22 protein-coding genes are annotated in these 25,169 nt (G+C 50.7%); 19 read left to right on the top strand and 3 right to left on the bottom strand.

Going from position 1 to position 25,169, the window contains the following annotated elements; translation table 11 throughout:
* The first annotated feature begins 27 nt into the window (after positions 1-27).
* From pflA to PGRAT_RS20890, 14 genes are all read left to right on the top strand, one after another.
* Positions 28-765 carry a pyruvate formate-lyase-activating protein gene (gene pflA, locus PGRAT_RS20955; protein WP_025705546.1) on the top strand — a complete coding sequence of 246 codons (738 nt, stop codon included), beginning with the start codon at positions 28-30 and terminating at the stop codon, positions 763-765.
* Positions 766-1,061: 296 nt separating this feature from the next.
* Positions 1,062-2,471 (top strand): extracellular solute-binding protein, encoded by a 1,410-nt coding sequence (locus tag PGRAT_RS20950; RefSeq protein WP_042267165.1) that lies wholly within the window; start codon positions 1,062-1,064, stop codon positions 2,469-2,471.
* 196 nt (positions 2,472-2,667) lie between these two features.
* A complete protein-coding gene (locus tag PGRAT_RS20945) occupies positions 2,668-3,552 on the top strand; it encodes a carbohydrate ABC transporter permease (protein WP_025707154.1) in 885 nt (294 codons plus the stop codon).
* Positions 3,552-4,382 (top strand): carbohydrate ABC transporter permease, encoded by an 831-nt coding sequence (locus PGRAT_RS20940; RefSeq protein ID WP_025707153.1) that lies wholly within the window; start codon positions 3,552-3,554, stop codon positions 4,380-4,382. The genes PGRAT_RS20945 and PGRAT_RS20940 overlap by 1 nt, the downstream gene beginning before the upstream one ends.
* A gap of 28 nt (positions 4,383-4,410) precedes the next feature.
* Complete coding sequence (locus PGRAT_RS20935; RefSeq protein ID WP_025707152.1) at positions 4,411-6,279, top strand: cache domain-containing sensor histidine kinase; 1,869 nt, start codon at positions 4,411-4,413, stop codon at positions 6,277-6,279.
* Entirely contained in the window at positions 6,257-7,048 is a 792-nt protein-coding gene (locus PGRAT_RS20930; RefSeq protein WP_025707151.1) for a response regulator transcription factor, read from the top strand. Before PGRAT_RS20935 ends, PGRAT_RS20930 begins: the two co-directional genes overlap by 23 nt.
* A 376-nt stretch (positions 7,049-7,424) precedes the next feature.
* A complete protein-coding gene (locus PGRAT_RS20925; protein ID WP_025707149.1) occupies positions 7,425-9,722 on the top strand; it encodes a stalk domain-containing protein in 2,298 nt (765 codons plus the stop codon).
* A gap of 159 nt (positions 9,723-9,881) precedes the next feature.
* On the top strand, positions 9,882-10,343 hold the full coding sequence (locus tag PGRAT_RS20920; RefSeq protein WP_025707148.1) for a Fur family transcriptional regulator: 462 nt from the start codon (positions 9,882-9,884) through the stop codon (positions 10,341-10,343).
* A gap of 1 nt (position 10,344) precedes the next feature.
* Positions 10,345-10,608, top strand: a complete 264-nt coding sequence (gene yidD, locus PGRAT_RS20915; protein ID WP_025707147.1) for a membrane protein insertion efficiency factor YidD — start codon at positions 10,345-10,347, stop codon at positions 10,606-10,608.
* A 346-nt stretch (positions 10,609-10,954) separates the two neighbouring features.
* Positions 10,955-12,979 (top strand): methionine--tRNA ligase, encoded by a 2,025-nt coding sequence (metG, locus tag PGRAT_RS20910; protein WP_042267163.1) that lies wholly within the window; start codon positions 10,955-10,957, stop codon positions 12,977-12,979.
* A 559-nt stretch (positions 12,980-13,538) separates the two neighbouring features.
* Positions 13,539-14,519, top strand: a complete 981-nt coding sequence (locus tag PGRAT_RS20905; protein WP_025706753.1) for a metal ABC transporter solute-binding protein, Zn/Mn family — start codon at positions 13,539-13,541, stop codon at positions 14,517-14,519.
* A 32-nt stretch (positions 14,520-14,551) separates the two neighbouring features.
* The gene (locus tag PGRAT_RS20900; RefSeq protein WP_025706752.1) at positions 14,552-15,301 is read left to right on the top strand and encodes a metal ABC transporter ATP-binding protein; all 750 of its coding nucleotides are present in this window, start codon (positions 14,552-14,554) and stop codon (positions 15,299-15,301) included.
* Positions 15,302-15,727: 426 nt separating this feature from the next.
* The gene (locus tag PGRAT_RS20895; RefSeq protein WP_025706751.1) at positions 15,728-16,531 is read left to right on the top strand and encodes a metal ABC transporter permease; all 804 of its coding nucleotides are present in this window, start codon (positions 15,728-15,730) and stop codon (positions 16,529-16,531) included.
* A 109-nt stretch (positions 16,532-16,640) separates the two neighbouring features.
* Positions 16,641-17,354 (top strand): cytochrome c biogenesis CcdA family protein, encoded by a 714-nt coding sequence (locus PGRAT_RS20890; RefSeq protein ID WP_025706750.1) that lies wholly within the window; start codon positions 16,641-16,643, stop codon positions 17,352-17,354.
* Between the two features lie 25 nt (positions 17,355-17,379).
* Here the strand turns inward: PGRAT_RS20890 and splB are convergent, their stop codons facing one another.
* Positions 17,380-18,456: a spore photoproduct lyase gene (gene splB, locus PGRAT_RS20885; protein WP_042267158.1), complete on the bottom strand. Its 1,077-nt coding sequence runs from the start codon at positions 18,454-18,456 to the stop codon at positions 17,380-17,382.
* A 192-nt stretch (positions 18,457-18,648) separates the two neighbouring features.
* Here splB and mntR point away from each other — a divergent pair, with 192 nt between their 5' ends.
* From mntR to PGRAT_RS20870, 3 genes are all read left to right on the top strand, one after another.
* Entirely contained in the window at positions 18,649-19,074 is a 426-nt protein-coding gene (gene mntR / locus PGRAT_RS20880; protein WP_019909637.1) for a transcriptional regulator MntR, read from the top strand.
* Between the two features lie 178 nt (positions 19,075-19,252).
* Positions 19,253-20,941: a family 10 glycosylhydrolase gene (locus PGRAT_RS20875; RefSeq protein ID WP_025705514.1), complete on the top strand. Its 1,689-nt coding sequence runs from the start codon at positions 19,253-19,255 to the stop codon at positions 20,939-20,941.
* Between the two features lie 57 nt (positions 20,942-20,998).
* Positions 20,999-21,946 carry a patatin-like phospholipase family protein gene (locus PGRAT_RS20870; RefSeq protein ID WP_025705513.1) on the top strand — a complete coding sequence of 316 codons (948 nt, stop codon included), beginning with the start codon at positions 20,999-21,001 and terminating at the stop codon, positions 21,944-21,946.
* Between the two features lie 70 nt (positions 21,947-22,016).
* On the opposite strand, the gene PGRAT_RS20865 is transcribed toward PGRAT_RS20870, so the two are convergent.
* Together PGRAT_RS20865 and PGRAT_RS20860 are read right to left on the bottom strand one after the other, a co-directional pair.
* Entirely contained in the window at positions 22,017-22,358 is a 342-nt protein-coding gene (locus PGRAT_RS20865; RefSeq protein ID WP_025705512.1) for a hypothetical protein, read from the bottom strand.
* A gap of 7 nt (positions 22,359-22,365) precedes the next feature.
* Positions 22,366-23,313 carry a DUF1385 domain-containing protein gene (locus PGRAT_RS20860; protein ID WP_154969167.1) on the bottom strand — a complete coding sequence of 316 codons (948 nt, stop codon included), beginning with the start codon at positions 23,311-23,313 and terminating at the stop codon, positions 22,366-22,368.
* A 206-nt stretch (positions 23,314-23,519) separates the two neighbouring features.
* Here PGRAT_RS20860 and PGRAT_RS20855 point away from each other — a divergent pair, with 206 nt between their 5' ends.
* Complete coding sequence (locus PGRAT_RS20855) at positions 23,520-24,011, top strand: YqhR family membrane protein (RefSeq protein ID WP_025705510.1); 492 nt, start codon at positions 23,520-23,522, stop codon at positions 24,009-24,011.
* Positions 24,012-24,085: 74 nt separating this feature from the next.
* Positions 24,086-25,153, top strand: coding sequence for a M24 family metallopeptidase (locus PGRAT_RS20850; RefSeq protein WP_025705509.1), 1,068 nt, complete (start codon positions 24,086-24,088; stop codon positions 25,151-25,153).
* Positions 25,154-25,169 lie beyond the last annotated feature (16 nt).

Raw genomic sequence — 25,169 nt, 5'->3', positions numbered from 1 at the left:
TTTAAATTTTCGAAAGGATGACCTCCTATGGCTAACGGACATATACATTCCTTAGAAACCTTTGGAACCGTTGACGGACCAGGTATTCGTTTTGTTTTGTTCATGCAGGGCTGTCTCTTGAAATGCCAATACTGCCATAATCCTGATACCTGGGGATTGAATGAAGGCAGAGAAATGAGTATTGAAGATGTACTCGCTGAAATTGAGCCGTATCTAAATTATTACCGCTCCTCCGGTGGCGGGTTGACCGTTTCCGGCGGCGAACCAACCTTGCAGGCGCATTTTGTAAAACAGCTGTTTGCCGAAGTGAAAAAACGCTGGAACTTGCATACTACACTTGACACCAACGGTTATAATGAAGGCGACAAAATCAATGATCTGCTTGAATTGACAGATCTCGTGCTGCTTGATCTGAAGCACATTGATGATGAAGCGCATATCAAGCTTACCGGTAAATCCAATGAGCGTACGTTGAAGCTGGCCCGTTGGCTGTCTGACCATGACCGCAAGATGTGGATACGTCATGTGTACGTGCCGGGGATTCATGACCGTGAAGAGGACCTTCTGAACTTGGGACGCTTCATCGGCACATTGAACGGTGTTGAAAAATTTGAAATCCTTCCTTATCATCAGATGGGTATCTATAAATGGGAAGTCCTCGGAAGACCTTATGAGCTTGAAGGGGTCCCTTCACCAACCGAAGAAGAGGTCCAGCGTGCGTACCGGCTGATTGAAGAAGGCCGGAAGCAAACTGCATTAGTCTAAAATACTTGTTATATCAAAGCCGTTCCAATAGTGAAACTACTGTTGGGACGGCTTTTTTTGTAAAAAGCTTTTGTGCCCTAGTAATCACACGGTTCTTCGGGGCGAGGGAAAAGGATATGACGAAAGCAAGGTCATGTTATATTATATAACATAAAAAGGTGGACAATACATATGACTCCGCTTACATTAGAGGTTTTTATCCCTGCTGTGGATGAATTTTAACCTTACGGTAATAAAACTTGTTTTCTATAATAAGAGATGTAAGGGAAATCAACATATAGGGAGGGTCACCCAAAATGAAGAAAAGTGTAACATTGCTCTTGTCCCTGCTGTTCGTAAGTTCTGCAGTATTGGCTGGCTGCGGCGGCAGCAATTCCAATGGCAATAATGGTGAGGCAGCCGCAACCAAAGGCGCCAATGCTGGGAATGCTACGAATGCACCTGCTACGGAAGAGCCGGCCAGCAGCGAGCCTTTTGAAATGACCATTCGGCATACGCAGGTGGGGGCCGACAAACAGAAGCGGCTCGCGATCCTGGAAGATGTTGTAGGGAAAGTGCAGGCTGAAGTACCTGGGCTCACTTTTAAGCTGGACGGTGTGGACTCGGATGTCAACCGCAAGGAGAAGCTGCGCGGTGAAATGGCAGCCGGCAACCCTCCGGAGATATTTGACCTCTTCGGCAGCCCTGACTCCAAAATATATGCCAAGGAAGGGAAATTGCTTGACCTGACACCGATTCTGGAAGAGCTGGGCATCAAAGACAAGTTCTCCAATCTTGATCCGTTTACGTACGAAGGTAAGATCTACGGACTGCCGATCGGCGGCTCCGGTGAAGGTTTCTTCTATAATAAAGAATACTACACCAGCAAAGGCTGGAAGGCGCCCACAACCTTTGCGGAATTGGAACAGCAGCTTGCAGATATCAAAGCTGACGGCAAAGTGCCGCTGGCTGGAGCCTCCAAAGCAGGATGGGTGCCTTTGATGTTGGCTAACCATCTCTGGTCGCGTTATGCCGGGCCGGATGTGACGGCTAAATTCGCCACCGGAGAGGCCAAATGGAGCGATCCAAATGTGGTTAAAGGTTTTGCCAAGTATAAGGAATGGGAAGACAAAGGCTACTTCAAAAAAGGTGAGCTTGGTTTTGAATATGCTGAGTACACTACCCAGTTCACCAGCGGTGAAGCGATTCTAATGTATGACGGCACCTGGAAGTCTTCCGTATTCAAGGCAGGTCAATCCGGTGAAGGCCTGATCGGCAAGGTTGGATTCTTCAACATTCCCCCGGTCGAAGGGGGAGTTGGCGATCAGACAGCTTTGATGCGCGACGTGAACAATGGATATGGCTTCTCGGCTTCTGCAGGGGAAGATGAACGCCAGCTTGCTGCAGTGAAGTCTTTCATTAAGAATATGTACAACGAGGAAATGCAGATTCGCGGATTGGTTGAAGATGGCGTGCTGCCGGCCATGAAAATTGATCAGGCTGTACTGAATAAAAATATAACCGACGATTTGATGAGTGAAATTGTGGCTGTGCTGAACAACTCCGAATCTTCATTCCCGGCCTTCGATTCACTGGTACAGGCGGATGTGACTACTGAAATCAGCAATATTCAGATTCAAAAGCTGATTGGCGGACAGACGACCCCGGAAAAAATGGGCGAGGCCCTGCAAAAGGTTCAAGAAGAAGCCAACGCAGCAGTGGAATAAGGAACGGTACACGGAATGTACCCTGGTGCTTGCTCCAGGGTACATTTTTAAAATATAAGCATTTATACGCTTCGCGCTATAAATGCTTATATTTCTCGCTGAAACGGAAGCCGCCTCTTGCAGGGGACGGCGAAGCCGCTTCCGCTTGTGAAAAATAAAACAGCACCCTGATTCTCAAGCAATCGGAGGAAAGTCCATGAACAAATCACTCAGAAATCCGCTGGTGTTCACCTTGTTTATACTGCCTGCATTACTCCTGTTTTTGATATTCTTTATATATCCGATTTTCAGCTCGCTTTACTACAGCCTGACCAGTTGGAACGGTGTTTCAGACACTGTTAAATTTACAGGGTTGAACAACTTCGAAAAAGCTCTTGGCGATGACCGTTTCTGGATTTCTGTCAAAAATAACGGCTGGTTTATTTTATTCTCTGTATTCATTCAAGTCCCCCTGATTGTTCTGTTCTCGCTGCTGATTGCTAATGTCAAAAAGCTGAAGGGACTCTATAAAACAGCAGTGTTCATGCCCTCTATTATGTCTACAGCGGTAATTGGCATCCTGTGGGGGTTCATCTATGAGCCCAATATCGGGTTGTTTAATAAAGTGCTGGGGGTCGTGGGAATCGAACCGGTATATTGGCTGTCGGACGAAAGGTTCGCTATGCTGTCCATTCTGATCACCAATGCCTGGCAGTGGACCGGATTCTACATTGTAATGGTGCTGGCAGCGATTCTATCCATCCCCGGAGAACTGGATGAGGCCGCAGCCATCGACGGCGCTACGGGCTTCCAGCGGGCTACACGCATCACTTTGCCGCTGATCGTACCGATCATTTCTGTTGTGATTATGCTGTCCATCGCCGGTGCCATGAAGGCTGCGGATATTGTTATCGTCATGACGAAGGGCGGACCGGCAGGCTCAACTGAGGTAATGGCCACCTACATGATTAAGTACGCAATTACCAACTTCAAATACGGATACGGGAACGCCATAGCCGTTCTGATCTTTATGTTCACGCTTGTGGTCACGGCGCTGTACCAGCTGCTGTTCGCCCGGCGTAATGAAAGGATTGAATACTAATGGCGCGCTCATTGAAAAAAGGCATTCCTCATGTCGCATTGCTGGGTTATCTTGTAGTGGTGCTGTTTCCGTTCTTGTTTGTCTTGTTCTCTTCTGTCAAGAAGGACAATAATGCGATTGCGCTGAACCCGTTCGGCATTCCGAAGGAATTTGTGTTTAACAATTATGTTGAAGCCTGGGTAAATGCCAAGATCAGCACGTACTTTTTTAACAGCTTATACATTTCGGTATTATCTTCGGTGGTATCCATTCTGCTCGCTTCGATGTTCGCCTTTGCAGTTACGCGGATGCGTCAGGGCAAGTGGAATAAGATATTGTTCTCGCTTGTGCTTATCGGAATGCTGATTCCGAACAATGCGCTGATGCTTCCGATTTATACGATTGTGCGCAAGCTGCATATCCTGAATACGCACTGGGCGCTGATAATCCCTTATATTGCCAATGCAATTCCGTTTACGATCATTATTTTGGCGGCGTTTATGCGTTCTCTGCCCGGAGAAATTGAGGAAGCGGCGGTTGTGGATGGCTTGAAGGCACCAGGTATCTTTGCTAGAATTATTGTACCTTTGACGGTTCCCGCCATGGTTACAGTATTCATTGTTAATTTCCTGGGAAATTGGAATGAGTTTTTGCTGGCCAATTATTTTCTTTCGAATGACGAGCTGCGCACGCTTCCGGTGGGGATGGTCCAATTCCGTGATCAGTATCAGATGAATTATGCGCAGATGTCCGCAGGCATTGTCTACAGTGTGCTTCCGGTAGTGATTATTTACGCCATTTTGCAGGAGAAGATTATTGAAGGGGTTACAGCGGGCAGCGTAAAAGGATAATCCTATTCACAGTCAGGGGCATTAGCCGATGAATTTGCGCTACAAGTTATTTACGGCGTTTCTGGGCCTGATTATCATTCCTCTGTTTATTCTAGGTATGATTATGTTTTTCGTGACTTATAATTCCATTGAGAAGAAGTACAGCCAGCAATCCGAGTATTCACTCAAAGCGATCAGCTACAGCATCTCCAGCGTCTTCAAGGACATGGACAATGTCACAGACAACGGAATAGCTACCTCGGTATTTCATATGGCCCTAAGCGCAGAGGACCCGTCCAAACAGGATTTGACAGATGCCGAGCAGCTCAGCCTGAACGCCAGCCAGCGCAATTTCCGCAGCCTGCTGTACAACCATCCTTCGATCAGCTATGCTTTTCTCTACAATTTCAATGGTAAAGGCAGCTCGGAGATTGTTTCGGTGTTCAACAAGGAGAATTTCCGTACGCTGCCCTATGACAAGTTCAAGGGAAGTGAGCTGTACCAGGAAGTCATGGCGCTTAACGGTGTGCCCAAATGGCTCGCACCGCATGAGTATCCGGAACTGACGGGAACGGAGCCTGTATTTACACAGATCCGTCTGGTGAAGGAACTCAGCTTTTTTCAGAATATCGGCATTCTGGTAGTGCAGATCAAGAACTGGGAGTTCGAATCGATCTTCCGCAATCTGAAAATCGGGGACACCGGCCAGAAGGTTTCCTTTATGCTGGTCAATGACGACGGGATGATTCTGTTCGACCCCGACCGCAAGCTGGATGGCCAGGACTTCCATTCGTTTACCTCGAAGAAGAATTTTACTTTTCAAAAAGGATTCCAAAGCTTCAAAACAGAATTTGATGGGGAGAAAAGCATTCTGTCGGTCTATCATCTTAAGGATTATCCCTGGAGTCTGGTTTCTGTGACTTCGTGGGATTCCTTGTCCCGTGAGGTGACCGTGTTCGCCCGCTGGTTCGTAGTCGTTATTTTTCTGTGCCTGCTGGGCGCAGTGATCTTCAATCTGTTTTTTATGAACCGGATTACAGGCGGCATTGCTGTGATTGTCCGTTTTATGCGCCGGGTAGAGGATGGAGATCTCACTACGCGCGTGGAAGAGAAGGGCAGCGACGAAATGACCCTGCTTGCCAGGGGCTTCAATGATCTGATGGACAAAATCAATAGTTTGTTCAATAGAGTCCATGTGGAGCAGCGCCGTAAAAACCAGGCTGAAATGCGGGTGCTGCAGGCGCAGATTAAGCCGCATTTTCTGTTCAACACGTTAGAGTCGATCAATGTGCTCGCCGTGCAGAATGAAGGGCGAAAGGTCAGCGAGATGGTATACAGGCTAGCCAGTATTCTGCGGATCAGCATCCAGGACAGGGATGAAATTACGCTGGAAGAGGAAGTCACACATCTGCGCAATTATCTGGATATCCAGAAATTCCGCTTTGAGGATGTATTCGATTATGAGATTGAGATTCCTCAGGAGCTGCTAGGCTGCGGAATCCTTAAGCTTACCTTGCAGCCCCTTGTCGAGAACAGCATCCAGCACGGGTTCGAAGGCATCGACTACAAAGGCGTGGTCCGGGTAAAAGGCTGGGAGGAGCGGGGCAATCTGATTCTGCAAATCCAGGATAATGGGATCGGGATGACTTCAGCCCAGCTGGGGATGTTCCAGTACATGGTGAGTGAGTCAGGGGAGTCAGCATCGCCGGACACTGATGAAAACAAACCGGGCCACGGCATTCATCTGGAGCGGCGCGGGCTTGGCGTACGCAGCGTAGCTGACCGCATCCGGATTGAATATGGCGACAGGTATGGGATTTTTATCTGCGCAAGCCCTGGGGAAGGCACCATCATCCAATGCGTCATACCTAAATACGGGCAGGGGGAAGATCATTATGCTAAAAGTATTATTGGTTGACGATGAAGCCCCAATTCTGGGCAATCTGCGGCGGGTGCTGCCATGGCAGGAGATGGGGATGGAAATCTATGGCATGGCCCGCAGCGGGATGGAGGCACTGCGCATTGCCGAGGAGCAGGCCCCGGACCTGGTGCTGTGCGATATCCGCATGCCCGTCATGGACGGGTTGACGTTCGTCGGCAAGCTGCGCGAGATGGGGCTGGACAGCGAGGTTCTGCTGCTCAGCGGCTATCAGGAATTCGATTACGCGCGGGAAGCCATCCGGCTGGGCGTGAAGGAATATATCTGCAAGCCGATTCATTATGAGGAGCTGGGCAACAAGGTGCGGGAAATCGGCACTCGCATCCGCAGCAAACAGTACAAGGATAAGCTGTATAACAGTATCCCCCTGTTTCAGGAACTTCCCCCGGCAGAGGATTCAGCCAAAAAAACGCCGGATCAGCTGATGAATCAGGCAGCTCAATATATTTCGGAGCGGCTCAGTTTTGATCTCGGAATTGAGGAGGTGGCCCATAAGATCGGGATCAGCAGCAGCTATTTTTGCCTGCTGTTCAAGAACCGGTTTGCGATGACCTTTGTGGAGTATGTAACCCTCCAGCGGATGGAGGCGGCGAAGTTCATGCTGGCCAGCAGCGACAAGAGCATTGCGGCAATCAGTATAGGGGTGGGTTATCAGGAGCGCCGGTATTTTACAAAAGTGTTTCAAAAGCAGACCGGAATGACTCCTAAAGATTACAGGGATCTTCATAAACTGCCGGAGACGCGGTAAAGAATTATGGAGATGGCTCTAAAGTGGCGATTTACCTTATATTTAGGGTAATCGTCTTTTTTTTGATGAGTTATACACGGAGTATGAAAATGAAAATGGCTATTTGGCGATAATAAGCAGCAGAGTTCAAAAATGAATGCATGGGCAGAAAGCCCGGGAAATGTGTGAAAACGGGATTACAATTTTGATCTTTTCTTAATATTTAATGAAACTTTTTGGGGTGTCATGCGTCTAATACTATGTTTTGTAAAATGAACGTGGCAAAAACCGCAGCAGCTGATCCGTTTGGATGCTGTGTTTTTGCGGGGATATAAGGCATGTACAGAGAGTCTTAATTTCCTTATATACTACAAATGGGAGCAGAAGGAGTCATACCATGAATTTGAAAAAACTATCTTTAGTTGCAATCCTGGCTGTATCGCAGGTTGCAGCGGCAGTGCCGGCTTTTGCCGCCCCTGTAAGCACTACAACTATATCCGGCACAGTAGTTCAAGCGGCCGAGGCTATCCCGACGCCTGCGGCGACCCTGATGCCTGAATCCACTGATCCGCTGCCTCCTCTGGCGTCACCGGGTAGTGCAACGCCTACGCCTACGCCGATACCAACATCTATACCAACACCGACACCGGTAACAACATCTTTGCCAAATGCGACACCGGTGCCGTCTAGTTCTGCACTTCCAGCTGCGACGGCAGGTCCGGCAATGACTCCGCTCCCTGGAGCGTCAGCACTGCCTGCTGAAACTCCGGGCGTGATTACACCGCTTGCTACCGGAGGACAGATTATCCCTACTGCAGGAGCAAACCAGCTCATCCTCATGATGAACAGCAACAAAATGTACATGAACGGCAAAGAGTATTTGGCCAACCAGCCGATGGCCGTCAAAAATGGGGTGTCCTACGTTTCGATCCGTGCCATGGTGGATATGGTTAAGGTGAAATATACCTATGATTACAAAACAAAGGAAGTTATTGTAACCAAAGGCGACAGCGTCATGCGCTTTAAGACGGACAGCAAGATTTATACGGTAAATGGCAGCAAGGAGACCATGAAAGGGCCAGCATACCAGTTCAAGGGCACGTTCATGATTCCTTTGACCTCAATTACCAAAGCACTTTCACTAAAATATTCTGTAGATAATGTGGGGAAACGTGTCATTCTTGAGCTGAACACAAAGCCAACGGCTTCCTTTACGGTACAGCCCACAGAAATCTATGCCGGAGTAACACCGGTGACTTTTGTAACCAAATACTCATCTCCGAACGGCAGTCCAATTGCACAAGAGGTCTGGAATGAAAATAAAAAAGACATGTATGATCAGCCGGGCTATTATACGATAACTTATTCGGTCCAGGATGCATCCGGACTATGGAGTGATCCGTATACCGCGACCATTCAAGTGCTGCAGCCGAACCAGCCGCCAGTGGCGAATTTCTCAACGGATAAAGATGAATACAAAATGGGTGAGCCGGTTACTCTTACCGATCTTAGTACGGATCCTGAAGGGGAAGAGCTGACGGTTGAGTGGACGAACCGCGCACTGGCTTATTTTAATCCGGGACCTGTTTCGCTTCAGCTCAAAGTAACCGACAAACACGGATTGAGCAGTACATTCGAGAAAACCATCAACATTACAAACGAACAACTGTATACCCAGGATGAGGTAGCGAAGCTGTTCACTGTTCCGGGAGACATTATCTCTATGGACGGCGGAATGATTCCGGGACTGCCTAACCTGGCATACAATTTGTCTTCTGAGCCTTATACGCTGATTCGCAGCAACAGTCCGGAAACGGTTAACGCCGAGGGCGTGCTGTACCGCGAAACTTCACTTGGCTCCACCCGTTTTCTGGTCCATCACTTGAACAATATGTCTACCAGACAGAAGCTGTATGTTATTGCAACGAACCACAATCTGTATCCAACGACAATTACAACCCAGTATCTGGGGATTGCCGGTCCAGCCGTATCGCCGGGATATACAGGCAAAATTTCGATCCAGAAGTATTTTAATTCCATGCTCACCAACTCCAGCTATGGAACCATCACGCTTCAGCCGGGACAAAGTATTCCCATTATGACTGACGTGAGCAAAATCGCCATGAAGCCCGGTGAAGTGCTCTCGCTGAGCGCGGATTTGTTCAGTGATTTAGCTGTGCAGTATGATGTTGTGATGGTTGAGCAGAGTAAAGATCCGGTAGCGCTGCTGCCAACGCTTCCTCTGCTGGACCGGGATGGAGTGCACAACCGGGGAACTTACCCGGATTCGACCCGTGTCATCAGTGTGTTCGATCAGGTTGGGGCCACACAATCCAAGCTGGTGCTTGGCGACAACGACAAAGACAAGAATCTGGTTGGTACGGATCCGATGAGCGGAACAGAAGCATCGAACGCAGGTAACTTCGGTGTGCTCTACAAAATCAGACTGGAGAGTGTCGCTAAGAATACGCTGATTACGTTCAATCCGCGCGGAGGCATTTATCTGGGCTCGCTGATGGTCAACGGTACGATTGTCAATCTGCCGAACAAAGGGAGCTTGGACAGCTCCGACATGAATGCCGTGGTCTACCGCTCGGGGAACTACGAGGGTCCGGTGGATATCGTATTCTCGGTAGCCTCCGGCAGCAATCTTCCGGTGAACTTTGTCTTCACACCGATTCCGGCTCCTAAATAACCCGGCAGTACCGGCAGCAGGCCCGTCAGCATTTCCCTATTGGGAATGGCTGCCGGGTCTTTTTGCAGCCGGAGCAGTGGAGCTTCATTGACGGGGCTTTGGTTTTGGGGCATTATAAAGAGAGTGCAAAACAAAGACCATGTTATGGGAGATGAGCGAATGCTGTCGACAGATCAAATACTGGAAGCCATGTCGGGGCAGGGACTGCGAATCACCGATCAGCGCAAAACGCTTGCCAAGCTATTCGGCGAGAATACGGGCTATTTATCCGCGAAGGATGTTTATGAGCATATGGGCCGCAAATACAGCGGACTCAGCTTCGATACCGTGTACCGCAATCTGCGGGTGATGGAGGAGCTGGGAGTTTTGGAGCAGGTGGTGTTTGAGGACGGGGTGAAGTTCAAAGGCAGCTGCAATCAGGACCATCACCATCACCATATGATTTGTCTTCAATGCATGAAGACTTACCCGATTCATTTCTGCCCGATGAATCTGACGGATACGCCCGACCAGTTCCGGGTGGTTAAGCATAAATTCGAGGTGTTCGGCTACTGCAAGGAATGTGAACAGAACCGTGAAGAAGAGACGGCCCTGGCGGCACACGGCAAAGAAGGCCACTGACATGAGTGCCGGACGCAGAGCCATTCAGGCGCCAATCCGTGTATACCGCAAGTATATCTCCCCCATCAAACCGGCAACCTGCCGCTTCTACCCGACGTGCTCAGCCTATGCCCTGGAGGCGATCGAGGTCCACGGTCCGGTGAAGGGGGCATGGCTTGCCGCCAAGCGGATCGCCAGATGCCATCCCTTCCATCCCGGAGGGCTTGACCCGGTGCCGCCGCGGGATGAACGCTTGTCCGGGGAAGAATCAGTTAAGCCAACTTGACATGACGCCTGCTGATGGGTATATTTTGAATAATACGATGATTTCCAAAGAACGGATAAGTAGACCAGGACGACCATTACAGAGAGCCGGAAGTGCTGGGAACCGGTATGGTACGCAGGTCGAAGATGGTCCGGGAGGAACTGTGGGCGAGCGGCAGGCCGTGCAAGGCGGCGGCGTAAGTCCATGGCGTGATCCAGCGTTAATGGACAGTTCCCAGGCGGGAACTGGCGAAGCCTGTGCTCTGCGAGGAGCCGGGGAATTTTGGGTGGTATCGCGTGAGTAATCTCTCGCCCCATATCGGGGCGGGAGTTTTTTGTGTTTGCCAAGACGAAAGGATGACCAGGAAATGAGCGACAAGAAAACATTTTATCTGACAACCCCGATCTATTATCCCAGTGACAAGCTGCATATCGGGCATGCCTACTCGACGGTGGCCGGGGACGCAATGGCCCGCTACAAGCGGCTTCGCGGCTATGAAGTCCGTTATCTGACGGGTACCGATGAGCATGGACAGAAGATTGAGGAGAAGGCTGCAAAGGCCGGCAAGACGCCGCAGGCGTTCGTTGACGACATCGTAGCGGGAATTAAAGAGCTGTGGCACAAGCTGGATATCTCCAATGACGACTTCATCCGTACCACGGAGGAGCGCCATAAACAAGTGGTGGCGGATATTTTTGACCGGCTGCTGAAGCAGGGCGATATTTACAAAGGGGAATATGAAGGCTGGTACTGTATATCGGATGAAACCTTCTATACAGAAACTCAATTGGTGGATATTGAGCGTGATGCGGACGGCAAAGTGACCGGGGGCAAAAGCCCGGATAGCGGTCATCCCGTCCAGCTGGTGAAGGAAGAAAGTTATTTCTTCCGGATGAGCAAATATGTGGACCGGCTGCTGGCGTATTATGAGGAGAACCCGGATTTTATTCAACCGGAATCGCGCAAGAATGAAATGATCAACAATTTCATTAAGCCGGGGCTGGAGGACCTGGCCGTATCCCGGACAACGTTTGACTGGGGCGTCAAGGTCAAAGGCGATGACAAGCATGTGGTCTATGTATGGATCGATGCGCTGACCAATTATATAACAGCCCTGGGCTATGGCTCCGAGGACCGCAGCCTGTACGATAAATTCTGGCCGGCGGATGTTCATCTCATGAGTAAGGAGATTGTGCGTTTCCATACGATTTATTGGCCGATCATTCTGATGGCGCTTGGCGAACCGCTGCCGAAGAAGGTATTTGCACATGGCTGGCTGCTGATGAAGGACGGTAAAATGTCTAAATCCAAAGGCAATGTAGTAGACCCGGTGACTCTGATTGACCGTTATGGTCTTGACGCGCTGCGGTACTACCTCCTGCGCGAGGTTCCATTCGGTTCGGACGGTACCTTTACCCCGGAGAGCTTTGTGGACCGTGTCAACTACGACCTGGCGAACGATCTCGGCAACCTGCTGAACCGCACAGGTGCAATGGTAGAGAAGTATTTTGCTGGAGTGCTTCCGGCTTATGCGGGCAATGTGACTGCTTTTGACGGAGAGCTTGAAGCTGCCGCTAAGAACACTTATGTCAAAGTGGAAGAAGCTATGGAAAAAATGGAGTTCTCTGTGGCGCTCACCGCGATTGGCGCGTTCATCAGCCGGACGAATAAATATATCGATGAGACTCAGCCTTGGGTACTCGCGAAGGACGAGAGCCGAAAGGGTGAGCTGGCTTCTGTGATGAGACATCTCGTGGAAGGGCTGCGCACCGCATCGATCCTGCTGCAGCCGTTCCTGACCGAGGCACCGGCCAAAATCTGGCAGCAGCTCGGCATTGAGCCGGGTGAGCTGACTTCCTGGGACGGCGGTAAGACCTTCGGCCTGATTCCGGCCGGCACCAAGCTTGCGAAGGGCGACCCGATCTTCCCGCGCCTGGATGTGGCGCACGAAGTGGCCTACATCGCAGAAGCGATGGGCGCCGGGAAACCGGCAGCAGCGGAGGCGGAGGCGGCTCCTGAAGCCGGAGCTGCACAAGCTGCCGCAGCCGAGCCGGAGGAGGAGCATAAGGAAGAAATCGGCATCGACGATTTCGCCAAAGCCGAGCTGCGGGTGGCCCAGGTCATCGCGGCCGAACCGGTGAAGAAGGCGGATAAGCTGCTGAAGCTGCAGCTGGATCTCGGCTATGAGCAGCGCCAGGTGGTCTCTGGCATTGCCAAGTTCTACACACCGGAGGAACTGGTGGGGCGCAAGGTGATCTGCATCGTGAACCTGAAGCCGGTGAAGCTGCGCGGCGAACTGTCACAGGGCATGATCCTGGCCGCCTCCAAGGGCGACCAGCTGACCATTGCCACCGTGCCGGACAGCATGCCGAACGGTGCGATTGTGAAGTAGGCCGGGCTGATCCGGCCTTGGCTTTTATAGAAAGGGACAATCTGCGGAACATGGCGCAGTTGTCCTTTTTTTATTGCATGGGAAATTATGCAATACCAAACCATGTGGATATCTTGGAAGCATCAGATAATATAAGAGGTGAGGGAGGAAGGGGGGGCATCAGCGGCCTCTTCAAGCTTTAGTTGGAAGAAGGGAGCTTATTTCTCACCATAATCAAGAATTATGAGATTTAAGTGGAAAAAGGAAACTTAATTGGGCCATATTCCCTCGGTAGGAGTGAAATGAGCTAAATTAGTGTACCTTTTTCCACCTAATCGGTGGAGAACAGGGTAGCCAAGCAAATTAGTTACCCTTTTTCCACTTGGAGTTGCCGTAGAATTTATGGAGAGTTGTTCTCCAGGTAATGCTAGACTGAATCCAAGACGGCTGCACTGTCCAGTGAAGGAAGGCGCAGCTGGTTGGTTCTTGATATGTTGTAAGCGGGCTTGTTGACTTATCGTAACCGTTACTATTATAATTCAAATAGTAAAATTTACGATTTGAGGAGTCGATCAATCAAATGTTAACCAAGAGCCTGCACAGGAGCGTGCTGCTTACGCTGACTTTGCTGGTATTTTTGCTGCTTGCAGCATGTGGTCCGAAGAGCAGCGGAAGTATCGTAGAGGGGAAAGTCAACGTAATTACTACTTTTTATCCCATATATGAATTTGCCAGTGAGATTGGCGGGGAGGATATCCATGCCATCAATCTCCTGCCGGTGGGTGTAGAGCCGCATGATTGGACACCGCGCAGCCAGGATATTATCAATACCTCCAAAGCTCAGCTATTCCTGTACAATGGAGCGGGGCTGGAAGGCTGGGTGCCAAATTTCCTGAAGAGCCTGGATGCTGGCAGCGAAGCCAAAGCGGTCGAGGTCAGCAAAGGCGTTGATTATATCATGACTGACGAGGAAGATGGGCATGATCATGGAGGAGAAGGAGAAGGGGAAGGAGAAGCAGAAGGCCACACGGAAAGTCTGCATACCGACCCCCACACCTGGGTAAGCCCCAAATCAGCACTTATTATGGCTGAGAATATAAAAGAGAGCCTGCAGTCTGTTGACCCTGCGCATAAGGATGGCTACGAAGAACGCTACAATAAGCTTGCCGAGCGTTTGAGGGCGCTGGACAGTAAATTTGCTGCAGAGCTTGCCAAGCTGCCTAATCATGAGATTGTGGTATCACACCAGGCTTTTGCTTATTTGGCCCGTGATTACGGGTTGACCCAGCATGCCATTATGGGACTGTCCGCCGATGCGGAACCGCGCAGCCAGGACCTGCTGAAGCTTGCCGAGCTGGTGAAGAAGGAAGGCATCCGCTACATTTTCTTCGAAGAGCTGGTATCTGACAAGCTGGCAAAAACCCTTGCGGGTGAAGCCGGAGTGTCCACTATGGTACTTAATCCGGTAGAAGGGTTGACGGAAGCACAGGAGAAGAATGGGGATAATTACTTTACCCTGATGGAGAAAAATTTGCAAAATCTGATTCTGGCCTTACAATAATAAGGAAAGTATAAGTGAAAGGCGGTACTCTTATGCAACCGGTATCCCTGGACTGCCATCAGCATATGATTGAAATACAGGATCTGTCCTTCTCCTACGGCGAACAGAAGGTAATAACGGACCTAAACTATATTGTGAAGGAACGGGATTTTCTCGGCATTATCGGCTCCAACGGGGCCGGGAAAACCACGCTTCTGAAAATGATTGTCGGCCTGCTCCCTGCAACCAGCGGTGAAATCAAGCTGTTTGGACAACCCGTCAGAAAATTCAAGGATTGGGAGCGGATCGGCTATGTGCCGCAGAAAAACGCTTTTAACCCATTATTCCCGGCAACAGTGCGCGAGGTCGTAATGTCCGGATTATACAATAACAAAAACCTGATCCGCAGAGTATCCAAAGCGCAGCAGCAGAAATGCGACGATGCGCTGGAAGTAATGCGGATACAGGATATAGCGGATAAAAGAGTCGGCCAGCTGTCCGGCGGCCAGCAGCAGCGTGTCTTTCTGGCCCGGGCGCTGATCAATCATCCGGATCTGCTGATATTGGACGAACCTACGGTCGGGATTGATGCCGAGACGCAGGCCGGATTCTTCGAATTGATCCTACATATGCATGCGCATCACCACATGACGTTCCTGATGGTGTCGCATGACATTGATATGATCAAGAACTATCTGGGCGAGGAGCCGGTGCAAAAGAACGGCAAAATCAATTTTTACTGCCGCCATTCCCATGACGCCCAGGATTGCGCTGTAGACAACCTGCAGCATACAATCTCATAAATAGACTCCAGTTCATTTGGGCGGGAGATGAGCAGCGGCATGTTAAAGTTGGTTTAGAGGTGAAAGCACTTGTCTAAATTTCGCCTCCGGGTGGAAGTCATGCTCCCGCTTCCCTGCCGGCATCGACTCTGCTGGCATCGTTTCTATTGGCATCGGCTCTGCTGCGTAAATGCGAGTTGCGATTGGTCATACGATAAAGACAGGGGTTCTTAAGTATCAGTATCTAAATCCCGCATCCGTTAAGCGTGTCCCGAAGGGACGGAAAGCGATCCTTCATCCCCGTCTCTAAGCACCATCTACCGATTCTCTCACGCAAGTTGCCCTTGCCGGGTGTCCAGAGGGCGGAGCCCTTGGGGCCCTCCCTTGGAAGGGAGGGTTTGGGAGGGATCGAAAAAGGTTGGATCGAATATAAAGGAGATTGTAATCTTGGAAATTCTATTCAGTGATTTTTTTCAGCGGGCGCTTGCGGGCGGGCTGATGATTGGCATTACCGCGCCGCTCATCGGCGTGTTTCTGGTCCTGCGCCGTCTGTCCATGATCGGCGATACGCTGGCGCATGTGACGATTGCCGGGGTAGCACTAGGCTTTCTGACCGGCTTTTATCCGCTGGGGGCGGGGCTGATCTTCGCGGTGGTGGCGTCCTTCGCTATTGAGAAGCTGCGCAAGGCGTACAAGAGCTATGCTGAGTTGTCTATCGCCATCATTATGTCGGGCGGTGTGGCCCTGGCCTCGCTTTTTTTCACTCTGGGCAAAGGGTATAATGCGGATGTGATGAGCTACTTGTTCGGCAGCATTTATACACTGGATAATACTGATCTTATCGTAGTGGGTATCGTTACCCTGGCGGTGGTGGTCGTGGTGACCCTGTTTTTCAAAGAATTTTTTCTGCTCAGCTTTGAAGAGGATGCTGCCAGCGTGAGCGGCCTCCCTGTGAAGCTGCTGAATATGCTGATTACGGTGCTGACGGCGCTTGTCATCAGTACGGCGATCAAGATCGTCGGCTCGCTGCTGGTATCGGCGCTGCTCACGATTCCCGTGGCGATCAGTCTGCTGCTGTCGCGCAGCTTCAAGTCCTCGGTGGTGCTGTCTGTCATCATTGCAGAGATTGCGGTGGTCGGCGGGCTGGTGGTTGCAGGCATTTGGAATCTGGCCCCTGGCGCCACGATTGTTCTGCTGCTGATTACACTGCTGGCCCTGACCTTGATTGGCAAAAAGGGACTGCCTGCATAAAGTGAACGAAAGAGTGGACGGTTATCGGAAAACGAAAGAGTGGAACGGTTATAGGAAAAGGCAATATATTCCGCTATACACGAAGTGACCCGGAAGGAGAGAAGCCACTTTGTCCAATCTGAATGCAGGAATTGCTTTTGCTGCCGGAGTTGCGTCTTTTATCTCACCTTGCTGTCTGCCGCTTTACCCGTCCTATCTAAGCTATATCACCGGTCTGTCTGTTCAGGAATTAAAGGCGGGCAGCAATACCAAAAAGGCCCGTTTCCGGACCATCAGCCATACGCTGGCCTTTATTCTAGGATTATCTGCAGTGTTCTATACGATTGGCTTCGGAGCCGGGCTGTTCGGAGAAGTATTTCAGGAGCAGCGGGATTTGATCCGGCAATTATCGGCCATCCTTGTGATGGCGATGGGACTGTTCCTGCTGGGGATTTTTCAACCCAGGTTTCTGCTCCGTGAACATAAGCTCCATATGAGATGGAAGCCGGCGGGTTATCTGGGCTCGTTCATTCTGGGTATCGGTTTCTCGGCAGGCTGGTCTCCTTGCATCGGGCCGATCCTGACTCCGATCATTGCGTTGTCGGCCAGCGACCAAGGGGCCTGGTTTACGCTGATTACGGCCTACTGCATCGGCTTTGCACTGCCCTTCTTCGTTCTGGCCTTCTTCCTCGGCGGAGCCCGGCGCATCCTCAAATATTCCAATCTGCTGATGAAGGTGGGCGGCGGACTTATGATTTTCATGGGACTCCTGCTGTTTACGGACCAGATGTTCCGCATCACCATATGGCTTCAGGGGATTACGCCGGATTGGCTGAAGTTCTAGTATCGATCCCAATTCCCCCTTCTATTCAGGTAAAATAATCAATTCCCGCTTCCGGGAAATGTTCGAAGATCCGCTCTGTGATGAATTCCCGCAGGGCGGTTTGCTGTTCATCGGGATAGACGTATTTGTGCTGGCCCCAGCGGCCCCATTTCTTTTTGCGCTTCTCGATGTCCATTTCCAGTTTGGATTTCGGATAACGTTTCTCGATGACTGTTTTGGCCGTCTTGGTGAACCGGTGCTGGATCATTTCAAAAGTAAGGCCTTTGCCCGCCTCCGGCGGCAGCGCCTGGGCCAGCTTCGCCAGCAGCTCAGCGTATCCTTCCTGCCAGCCCTCATGCCAGATGATCGGGGCGATAATGAAGCCAAGCGGGTAGCCGGCCCGGGCGATTTGTCCCGCAGCTTCAATCCGTTCCTCGAAGCGTGCGGTCGCCGGCTCGAAATTCCGGATCACATAATCAGCGTTCACGCTGAACCGGATCCGGGTGTGGCCGTTATGCTTCAGATGGAGCAGCGGCTCCACATGCTGGTATTTGGTTACAAAACGCAGCCGCCCCAGCGGCTCGCCAGCAATGAAATTGATCAGCTCGGCAAGAGAACCGGTGATATGTTCAAGTCCCAGCGGATCAGAGGTGCATGCCGCTTCGAAGGAGGTGATTTCCGGGGCCCGTTCTTCGATATATTTTTTGGCCGCATCGATCACATCGCCTGTATTGACATACACACGGATATACGGTTTAGCGCCAAGTGTTGTCTGCAGGTAGCAGTAATGGCAGTGGCCCATGCAGCCGGTGGCAATCGGTATGGCATAGTCTGCAGAGGGCTTGGACTGGTCAAAGGTCAAGGTTTTGCGGATGCCCACTACAAGGGTGCGTTTGGCAATTTTATATTGCTCCAGTTCCGTTTCTCCCGGCAGATTGGTGATCCGATTGTGTGAAGTGGTCATGCGGTAAGGGATATTCTGCGCCTTAACCCATTCCATAATCCGCACACCTTTGGGATATTTCAGCGCCTCCGGCTCAAAAAAAACAAGTTCAGGAATAAACAGACCGGTCGGCTTGCGGTGTTTTTTTGCGGAAGGGCGTTCAGTTACTGCCGTGGCCATGAATTCACGCTCCTTATGAATGAGGATATGGCTATTGTGCCGATATTGGGCCGACGAAAACCATGGAAAACATCGCTAGGAACTGTGGGAACTATGCTGCAGGACTTGCCAAGGAGCGGCAGAAACATGTATCATTGTTAGAGCAAGGTCGGCCCCGGCGCCACGCTCATTATAGAAAAGAGGTAAAGTTTAATGCCAACACCCAGCATGGAGGATTATTTGGAGCGCATATACAAGCTCATCGATGAGAAGGGTTATGCGCGGGTCTCGGATATTGCCGAGGGACTGGAAGTCCACCCCTCCTCTGTGACCAAGATGATCCAAAAACTGGATAAGGACGAATATCTCATCTATGAGAAATATCGTGGGCTTGTCCTAACAAGCAAAGGGAAAAAAGTGGGGAAACGTCTCGTTGACCGTCACCAGCTGCTGGAGGAATTCCTCGGCCTGATCGGAGTACAGCAGGAGCATATTTATAAGGATGTGGAAGGAATCGAGCATCATTTGAGCTGGGACTCCATTACGCGCATTGAGACGCTAGTGGAGTATTTTCGCCGTGATGAAGCGCGTCTGCAGACCTTATACGATATTCATCTTGAACTGGTCAGCGACTCATAAATGATGTTGTTTTTGGGTGTTTACCGCAACCTTTCCAGTTTTTTTACGTCATAACGGTATCGTTCTTTTTTGTTCAGGACTCCGTTTGGCAAGAGAAACGGCCGTCTCCCTTTTTATAAGGACGAGAAGGCCGTTTTTTGGTGTCCGCGCAAATTTCACTGTATATCGGGGAGGAATTATGAATTACCGTAAATGGATGTTAGGATTATTGGTGCTGCTGTTATGTCTCCCGTTCGGTATGACCGGCGTTCGGGCGGCGGCTATACCGATAACCATTGAGCTTGATGGCGAGGCCTTGAGCAGTGACGTACCGCCGTTTATCACCGCTTCAGGCGTGACTATGGTTCCTGTAGGTGTAGTCAGCAAAGGGCTGGGTGCAGCGGTCGAGTGGAATCAAAGCAGTAAGACTGCGACAATCAGCAAAGGCGAGAACGTGCTGAAGCTCACCAGCGGCAAAAAGACAGCCGACGTAGGAGGAACACCTGTAGCATTGGATACCTCTGTGCAGATTGTTCAGGGCCGGGTGACGGTGCCATTGCGTTTTGTGAGTGAACAGCTCGGACTTCAGGTCGTGTGGGATCAGGCAACCAAGCACATCGCGTTGTATTCAAACGCCGAGATTGTCGGGCCATCCGCGCCGACGGTACCTGCACCGACAAGCGTACCGACACCGACGCCTGTACCTACACCAAATGTACCGGCAACAAGCGTGCCGGCACCAACGGTGCCTGCGCCTACGGTTCCATCGGTCCCTGGAGCGAAGGTCTCGAAAGAAATGAAAGGGGCCTGGATCTCAACCGTGTTCAATCTGGACTGGCCTTCTACTTCTTCAACAGGAAATGAGGCCAAGCAGAAACAGGAATTCAACACTTTGCTCGATAAGCTGCAAAGAACCGGCTTCAATGCCGTATTCGTGCAGGTCAGACCCTCCGGCGACAGCCTGTATCCTTCGGTGCTGGTTCCCTGGTCCAAGATATTAACCGGCACGCAGGGCAAGAATCCGGGTTATGACCCGCTGGACTATATGATCACAGCCGCTCACAGCCGGGGCATGCAGTTCCATGCCTGGTTCAATCCGTTCCGTGCGACTACGGATGCCAGCACGGCCAATCTGGCGAGCAATCACGTGGCAAAAGCCCATCCGGAATGGATCGTCAAGGCGGACAACAAGCTCTATATTAATCCGGGCATTCCGGAAGCGCGCCAGCATATCATCGATACCGTTATGGAAGTAGTGAAGGGCTATGACATTGACGGTGTCCATCTGGATGATTATTTCTATCCATCCGGTACTTTTGCCGATGATGAGGCGTTTAAGACCTATAATTCCAAGTCCATCAGCTCCAAGGGGGATTGGCGGCGGGACAATATCAATGATTTCATCAGCCGTCTCGGCCAGTCCATTCATGGCGTGAAATCGGATGTCTCCTTCGGTGTCAGCCCGTTTGGCGTCTGGCGCAACAAGAAGGCGGACAGCACGGGTTCCGATACCACTGCAGGTGTATCTGCATATGACGATATGTACGCTGATACGCGGACCTGGATACGCAGCGGCTGGATCGACTATATTGCCCCGCAGATTTATTGGAGCCTCTCCTTCAATGCGGCCCGGTACGACAAGCTGGTGGACTGGTGGGTGAACGAGGTGAAGGGTACCGGAGTCAAGCTCTACATAGGACAGGCCACCTACAAGGTAGGAACTGACAAAAGCGCAGAGTGGCAGAGCGGCGAACAGATCATCAACCAGTTGAAATATAATGAGAAGTACAATGAAGTAGCCGGCAGCATCATGTTCAGAGCGAATGATATTGTAAGCCGCGATCCATTCGGACTTGCCAGCTTGCTGACCTTTTATTTCAAGTCATGAAACTTCCCCCGTGCTCATAGATAAGCATTAGGTCTATGGAACGGGGGATGACTGTCTATGGAGATCAATGCCGTATTTGAAGGCGGGGGTGTGAAGGGGATTTCGCTCGCGGGCGCGGTTCAGGCTTCAGAGCAGGCGGGGGCGGTGTTTAAGCGGATGGCGGGAACCTCTTCGGGCTCCATCATCGCCTCGCTGCTTGCCGCGGGGTATGACGGTGAAGCGATGAGCAGGATTATCCAGGCAACTGTTTTTACCTCTTTTCTAAAAAGGGGCTTTCTCTATAATACGGCTTATGTGGGACCGGCATTACGTGTGTTGATCAAAAAAGGGCTGTATTCCGGGGAGGCGCTGGAGTCGTGGATACGCGGGATTTTGAAAGAAAAAGGAATTGTCACCTTTGGAGATCTGCCCCGCGGCAAGCTGTCCATTATCGCCTCCGATATTACGAACGGCCGTCTGGTTGTGCTGCCCGACGACTTGAAGCAGTATGGGATTTCCCCGGACAGCTTCGAGGTGGCCAAAGCGGTGCGGATGAGCTGCAGCATCCCGTATTTTTTTGATCCGGTAATGCTGAGAATGAGTAATGAAGCGGCTAAAGGAAAGTCTTTTGCTGAGCAGTTTGTCTATATGGTCGATGGGGGCCTGTTGAGCAATTTTCCGTTGTGGCTCTTCGACGAGAAGGAAGAGGGCTTCAAAAGCCCGGGCCGCAGAATCCCCACGGTAGGTTATCAGATGATCGGAAAAACACAACCGCAGCCGCACAGAATTACCGGTCCTTTCAGTATGCTGCAGGCTATGGTGGGCACCATGCTGTCTGCCCATGATGAACGTTACATTGAAACGGAAAAATTTATCCGGACGGTTAAAATTCCCACTTTGGGCATCTCGATGACTGAGTTCAATCTCGCGCCGGAGAGAAGTGACGAGCTGTATACGGCAGGATACAAGGCGGGGGAGGCATTTTTCAAAAATTGGCGGCCGCTTCCGAAGCCTACAATTTTCTAAGATTGCGTAAAGCATATAAAATCATATATTAAAAAAGCCCTCCCGCACATTGCTGCGCGGGAAGGCTTTTTTAATGATATTTGGGCAGCTGCTCATCGTTCTTGCCCTTGCTGCCTTCGATGACCTGAAACGGATAGGTTTTGCGTTTGCCGGGAGCTGCTGACTGTGTTTTACGCAGACCAGCAACCTTGGCCATCGTTTTTTGGGAAGGTATTACTTTGGTTTTGGATTTGCCGGAACCCTGACCATTGCCAAGCTTAGCTGACCGGTAGGCATAAAACACAATCCCCAGAAGCAGCAACGGAATAATTAAAGAAGTCAATGCCCGGAAGCCAATCAGCATAAACTGTGTTACCAGACCCAGTACCGCCAGTGAGACCGTTATCCAAAAAATCAAAGCATGCTTGATCATAGACCACTCATCCTTTCGCAGGATCCAATATTCCGCCTGACACACTTGCTTCAGTATATGCCCCTGCTTCGATTGCGGCATCCAGCTCCCGCATCCGGTTAAATGAGGCGATGGAGACTTCGACCATTTCATCTTTGGGTTCCTTGGTGGTAAGCAGCTGCAGCCACAGTCCAGGGTAGCCCAGATACTTCAGTCCCGGAATGTCTCTTACGGCATTGGTTCCCTTCAGAACCTCAAAGGAGATACCGATGACGACCGGCAGCAGCACAATCCGCTGCACTACACGTTCAACCAGGTTATCCCAAGGAAACACGGAGTAGATAATGACGCCAAGGATAATTGTCAGCATCATGAAGCTGCTTCCGCAGCGGTAATGCAGACGGCTGTACTTCTGCACGTTCGCTACGGTCAGCTCTTCACCGGCTTCAAATGCGCTGATGACCTTATGCTCGGCGCCATGGTACTGGAACAGCCGCTTCACTACAGGGGTCTGAGAGATGGCCCACAGATAGACGAGCAAGAGAACCAGTTTAATTCCGCCTTCTACGAGGTTGTGCAGAATGTAGTTATCAAATGCATTCTTGAACAGATAATTTTCAACAAAGACAGGGACAAGGGTAAAGATCAGCTTGCCGAAAAGAAAAGATAAAATACCCATGATCGCTACGCCAAAAATCATCCCCAGGCTCCAGCCCTCTTCCTTTTTCTTGGCTTTCTCCTGCTGTTTAGCCAAATCTTCCGGCTCGGTCTCATCCTCGGCATAGGATTCTGCTGAATAATTCAAATGCTTGGAGCCTTTGGCGCTGGAATCTATAATACTGACAAGGCCGCGAAGAAACGGTATCCTGCGCAGTTTAACGACCCAGCTCTTATCGCTTCTCGGCACCTCCAAAAATGTAATTTCCTGGTTCTTCCTTCTTACGGCAGTTACATTGATATGCTTGCCGCCGAACATAACGCCTTCAATGACGGCTTGGCCGCCGTAACTTGGAGTTTCTTGGGACAACCAATTCACCTTCCCGTGTATTAATGTGATTTATATAATACATTGTAACTAATTTATGGCGACATTGCTAGTTGGATTGCCTTTTCCTGTACATACTAGGAACTGGGAGCAGAGAGCGTGCAAGCTATTCCATCAATTGAAAGAGAGGCAGCATAATGAGCAAATCCCATAAGCAAAAAACGGAACGTACCAACCCCTGGGCTTTCGGCATGGAGCTGGGCTTTTTCGCCGGATTAATCTGGGGAGGGGTACGCTGGCTGACGTATGCCCTGCATTTTACCAAGGTGATTCCGGGATTTCTGGCCGAGCCCTTTTTTAAGCATAAGTTCTTGATGACACCGGCGGGTCATCTGTTAGGATATCTGTCTTTTATTGCTTTTTCGGTGGTAGCGGCCCTGCTGTATGTGCTGATCTTGCGCAAGCTGAAGGGGCCATGGCCGGGGATGATCTTCGGTGTGCTGTGCTGGTCGGCGATCTTCCTTGCCGGATCATGGCAATTCCTGCAGCAGAAGATGTTCAGGCTGCCGTGGAACTCAGTGGTCAGTGAATTTTGCATTTTTTTGCTCTGGGGATTATTCATCGGGTATACGGCAGCTATCGAGTATACGGATGAACGGAAACGCGAACAGCAGACAAAGCTTGCCTGACAGCCCGAAAAAACTTCTCAAGGGCATGACCCTATGTTAAAATACAATGTGGCTATTTCGAGAGGAGAATGAAAATGGGCAACAAGCGTGTCTCCAAGCTGCGCAAGGTTTTGCAGGAACAGGGATTGGATGCGATCTTAATAACCAGCGGCATTAACCGCCGCTATTTAAGCGGATTCACCGGTTCTTCCGGTTTTGTTCTGGTCACCGGCGATGACAGCTATCTGCTGACTGACTTCAGGTATATGACACAGGCGGCGGAACAGGTAACAGGCCTGAAGGTGGTACAGCATGGTCCGAAATTTATTGATACTGTCCGGGAGCTGCTGCAGGGCGCGAATGTCCGCATCGGCTTCGAACAGGATGACGTGACTTTCAGTGCCTATAGTGCATATGCGGCTGCGCTGCAGCCTGCGGTGCTGGTGCCGGTCTCCAAGGCTGTTGAGAATCTGCGGGCATTTAAGGATGAAGGCGAACTTGCTGTGATGCAGCGTGCTGCAGATCTGGCGGATGCCACGTTCAGCCACATCCTGAATGTGATTAAGCCCGGCATGACCGAACGTGACGTGGATCTGGAAATGGAATTCTACATGCGCACCCACGGCGCAACCTCATCTTCGTTCGATACGATTGTGGCTTCCGGTGAACGGTCAGCGATGCCGCATGGCGTGGCAAGCAGCAAGGTCATTCAGAACAATGAATTCGTGACCTTCGATTTCGGTGCGCTGCTGGATGGCTACTGCTCGGATGTAACACGTACGATCGCATTGGGCACTCCGGACCCTAAGCTCAAAGAAATTTACGATATTGTGCTTGAAGCGCAGCTCCACACGCTGGCCAATATCAAGCCGGGCATGACCGGAAGGGAATGCGACGCTCTGGCGCGTGACGTCATCACCCGTTACGGCTACGGTGAATATTTCGGACACAGCACAGGACACGGTTTGGGTATGGAGGTTCATGAAAACCCGCGGTTGTCCAAGCTGGCGGATGAAATTATGGAACCGGGGATGGTTGTAACTGTAGAGCCAGGCATTTATTTGCCGGGTCTGGGCGGTGTGCGGATCGAAGATGATATCGTAATCACCGAAAGCGGCACAATGCTGCTGACCCATTCTTCAAAGGATTATTTGGTATTGTAAGGTGTTTGTAATCAGG

This window comes from Paenibacillus graminis (assembly GCF_000758705.1).
GTDB lineage: Bacteria > Bacillota > Bacilli > Paenibacillales > Paenibacillaceae > Paenibacillus_AQ > Paenibacillus_AQ graminis.
This window is presented reverse-complemented; position numbering and strand designations above follow the sequence as displayed.

What these genes read in the sequence shown, in the direction of transcription:
- pflA (WP_025705546.1), top strand. Translation starts at nt 28, where the DNA reads ATGGCTAACGGACATATACATTCCTTAGAAACCTTTGGAACCGTTGAC.
- PGRAT_RS20950 (WP_042267165.1), top strand. Translation starts at nt 1,062, where the DNA reads ATGAAGAAAAGTGTAACATTGCTCTTGTCCCTGCTGTTCGTAAGTTCT.
- PGRAT_RS20945 (WP_025707154.1), top strand. Translation starts at nt 2,668, where the DNA reads ATGAACAAATCACTCAGAAATCCGCTGGTGTTCACCTTGTTTATACTG.
- PGRAT_RS20940 (WP_025707153.1), top strand. Translation starts at nt 3,552, where the DNA reads ATGGCGCGCTCATTGAAAAAAGGCATTCCTCATGTCGCATTGCTGGGT.
- PGRAT_RS20935 (WP_025707152.1), top strand. Translation starts at nt 4,411, where the DNA reads ATGAATTTGCGCTACAAGTTATTTACGGCGTTTCTGGGCCTGATTATC.
- PGRAT_RS20930 (WP_025707151.1), top strand. Translation starts at nt 6,257, where the DNA reads ATGCTAAAAGTATTATTGGTTGACGATGAAGCCCCAATTCTGGGCAAT.
- PGRAT_RS20925 (WP_025707149.1), top strand. Translation starts at nt 7,425, where the DNA reads ATGAATTTGAAAAAACTATCTTTAGTTGCAATCCTGGCTGTATCGCAG.
- PGRAT_RS20920 (WP_025707148.1), top strand. Translation starts at nt 9,882, where the DNA reads ATGCTGTCGACAGATCAAATACTGGAAGCCATGTCGGGGCAGGGACTG.
- yidD (WP_025707147.1), top strand. Translation starts at nt 10,345, where the DNA reads ATGAGTGCCGGACGCAGAGCCATTCAGGCGCCAATCCGTGTATACCGC.
- metG (WP_042267163.1), top strand. Translation starts at nt 10,955, where the DNA reads ATGAGCGACAAGAAAACATTTTATCTGACAACCCCGATCTATTATCCC.
- PGRAT_RS20905 (WP_025706753.1), top strand. Translation starts at nt 13,539, where the DNA reads ATGTTAACCAAGAGCCTGCACAGGAGCGTGCTGCTTACGCTGACTTTG.
- PGRAT_RS20900 (WP_025706752.1), top strand. Translation starts at nt 14,552, where the DNA reads ATGCAACCGGTATCCCTGGACTGCCATCAGCATATGATTGAAATACAG.
- splB (WP_042267158.1), bottom strand. Translation starts at nt 18,456, where the DNA reads ATGGCCACGGCAGTAACTGAACGCCCTTCCGCAAAAAAACACCGCAAG.
- mntR (WP_019909637.1), top strand. Translation starts at nt 18,649, where the DNA reads ATGCCAACACCCAGCATGGAGGATTATTTGGAGCGCATATACAAGCTC.
- PGRAT_RS20875 (WP_025705514.1), top strand. Translation starts at nt 19,253, where the DNA reads ATGAATTACCGTAAATGGATGTTAGGATTATTGGTGCTGCTGTTATGT.
- PGRAT_RS20870 (WP_025705513.1), top strand. Translation starts at nt 20,999, where the DNA reads ATGGAGATCAATGCCGTATTTGAAGGCGGGGGTGTGAAGGGGATTTCG.
- PGRAT_RS20865 (WP_025705512.1), bottom strand. Translation starts at nt 22,358, where the DNA reads ATGATCAAGCATGCTTTGATTTTTTGGATAACGGTCTCACTGGCGGTA.
- PGRAT_RS20860 (WP_154969167.1), bottom strand. Translation starts at nt 23,313, where the DNA reads ATGTTCGGCGGCAAGCATATCAATGTAACTGCCGTAAGAAGGAAGAAC.
- PGRAT_RS20855 (WP_025705510.1), top strand. Translation starts at nt 23,520, where the DNA reads ATGAGCAAATCCCATAAGCAAAAAACGGAACGTACCAACCCCTGGGCT.
- PGRAT_RS20850 (WP_025705509.1), top strand. Translation starts at nt 24,086, where the DNA reads ATGGGCAACAAGCGTGTCTCCAAGCTGCGCAAGGTTTTGCAGGAACAG.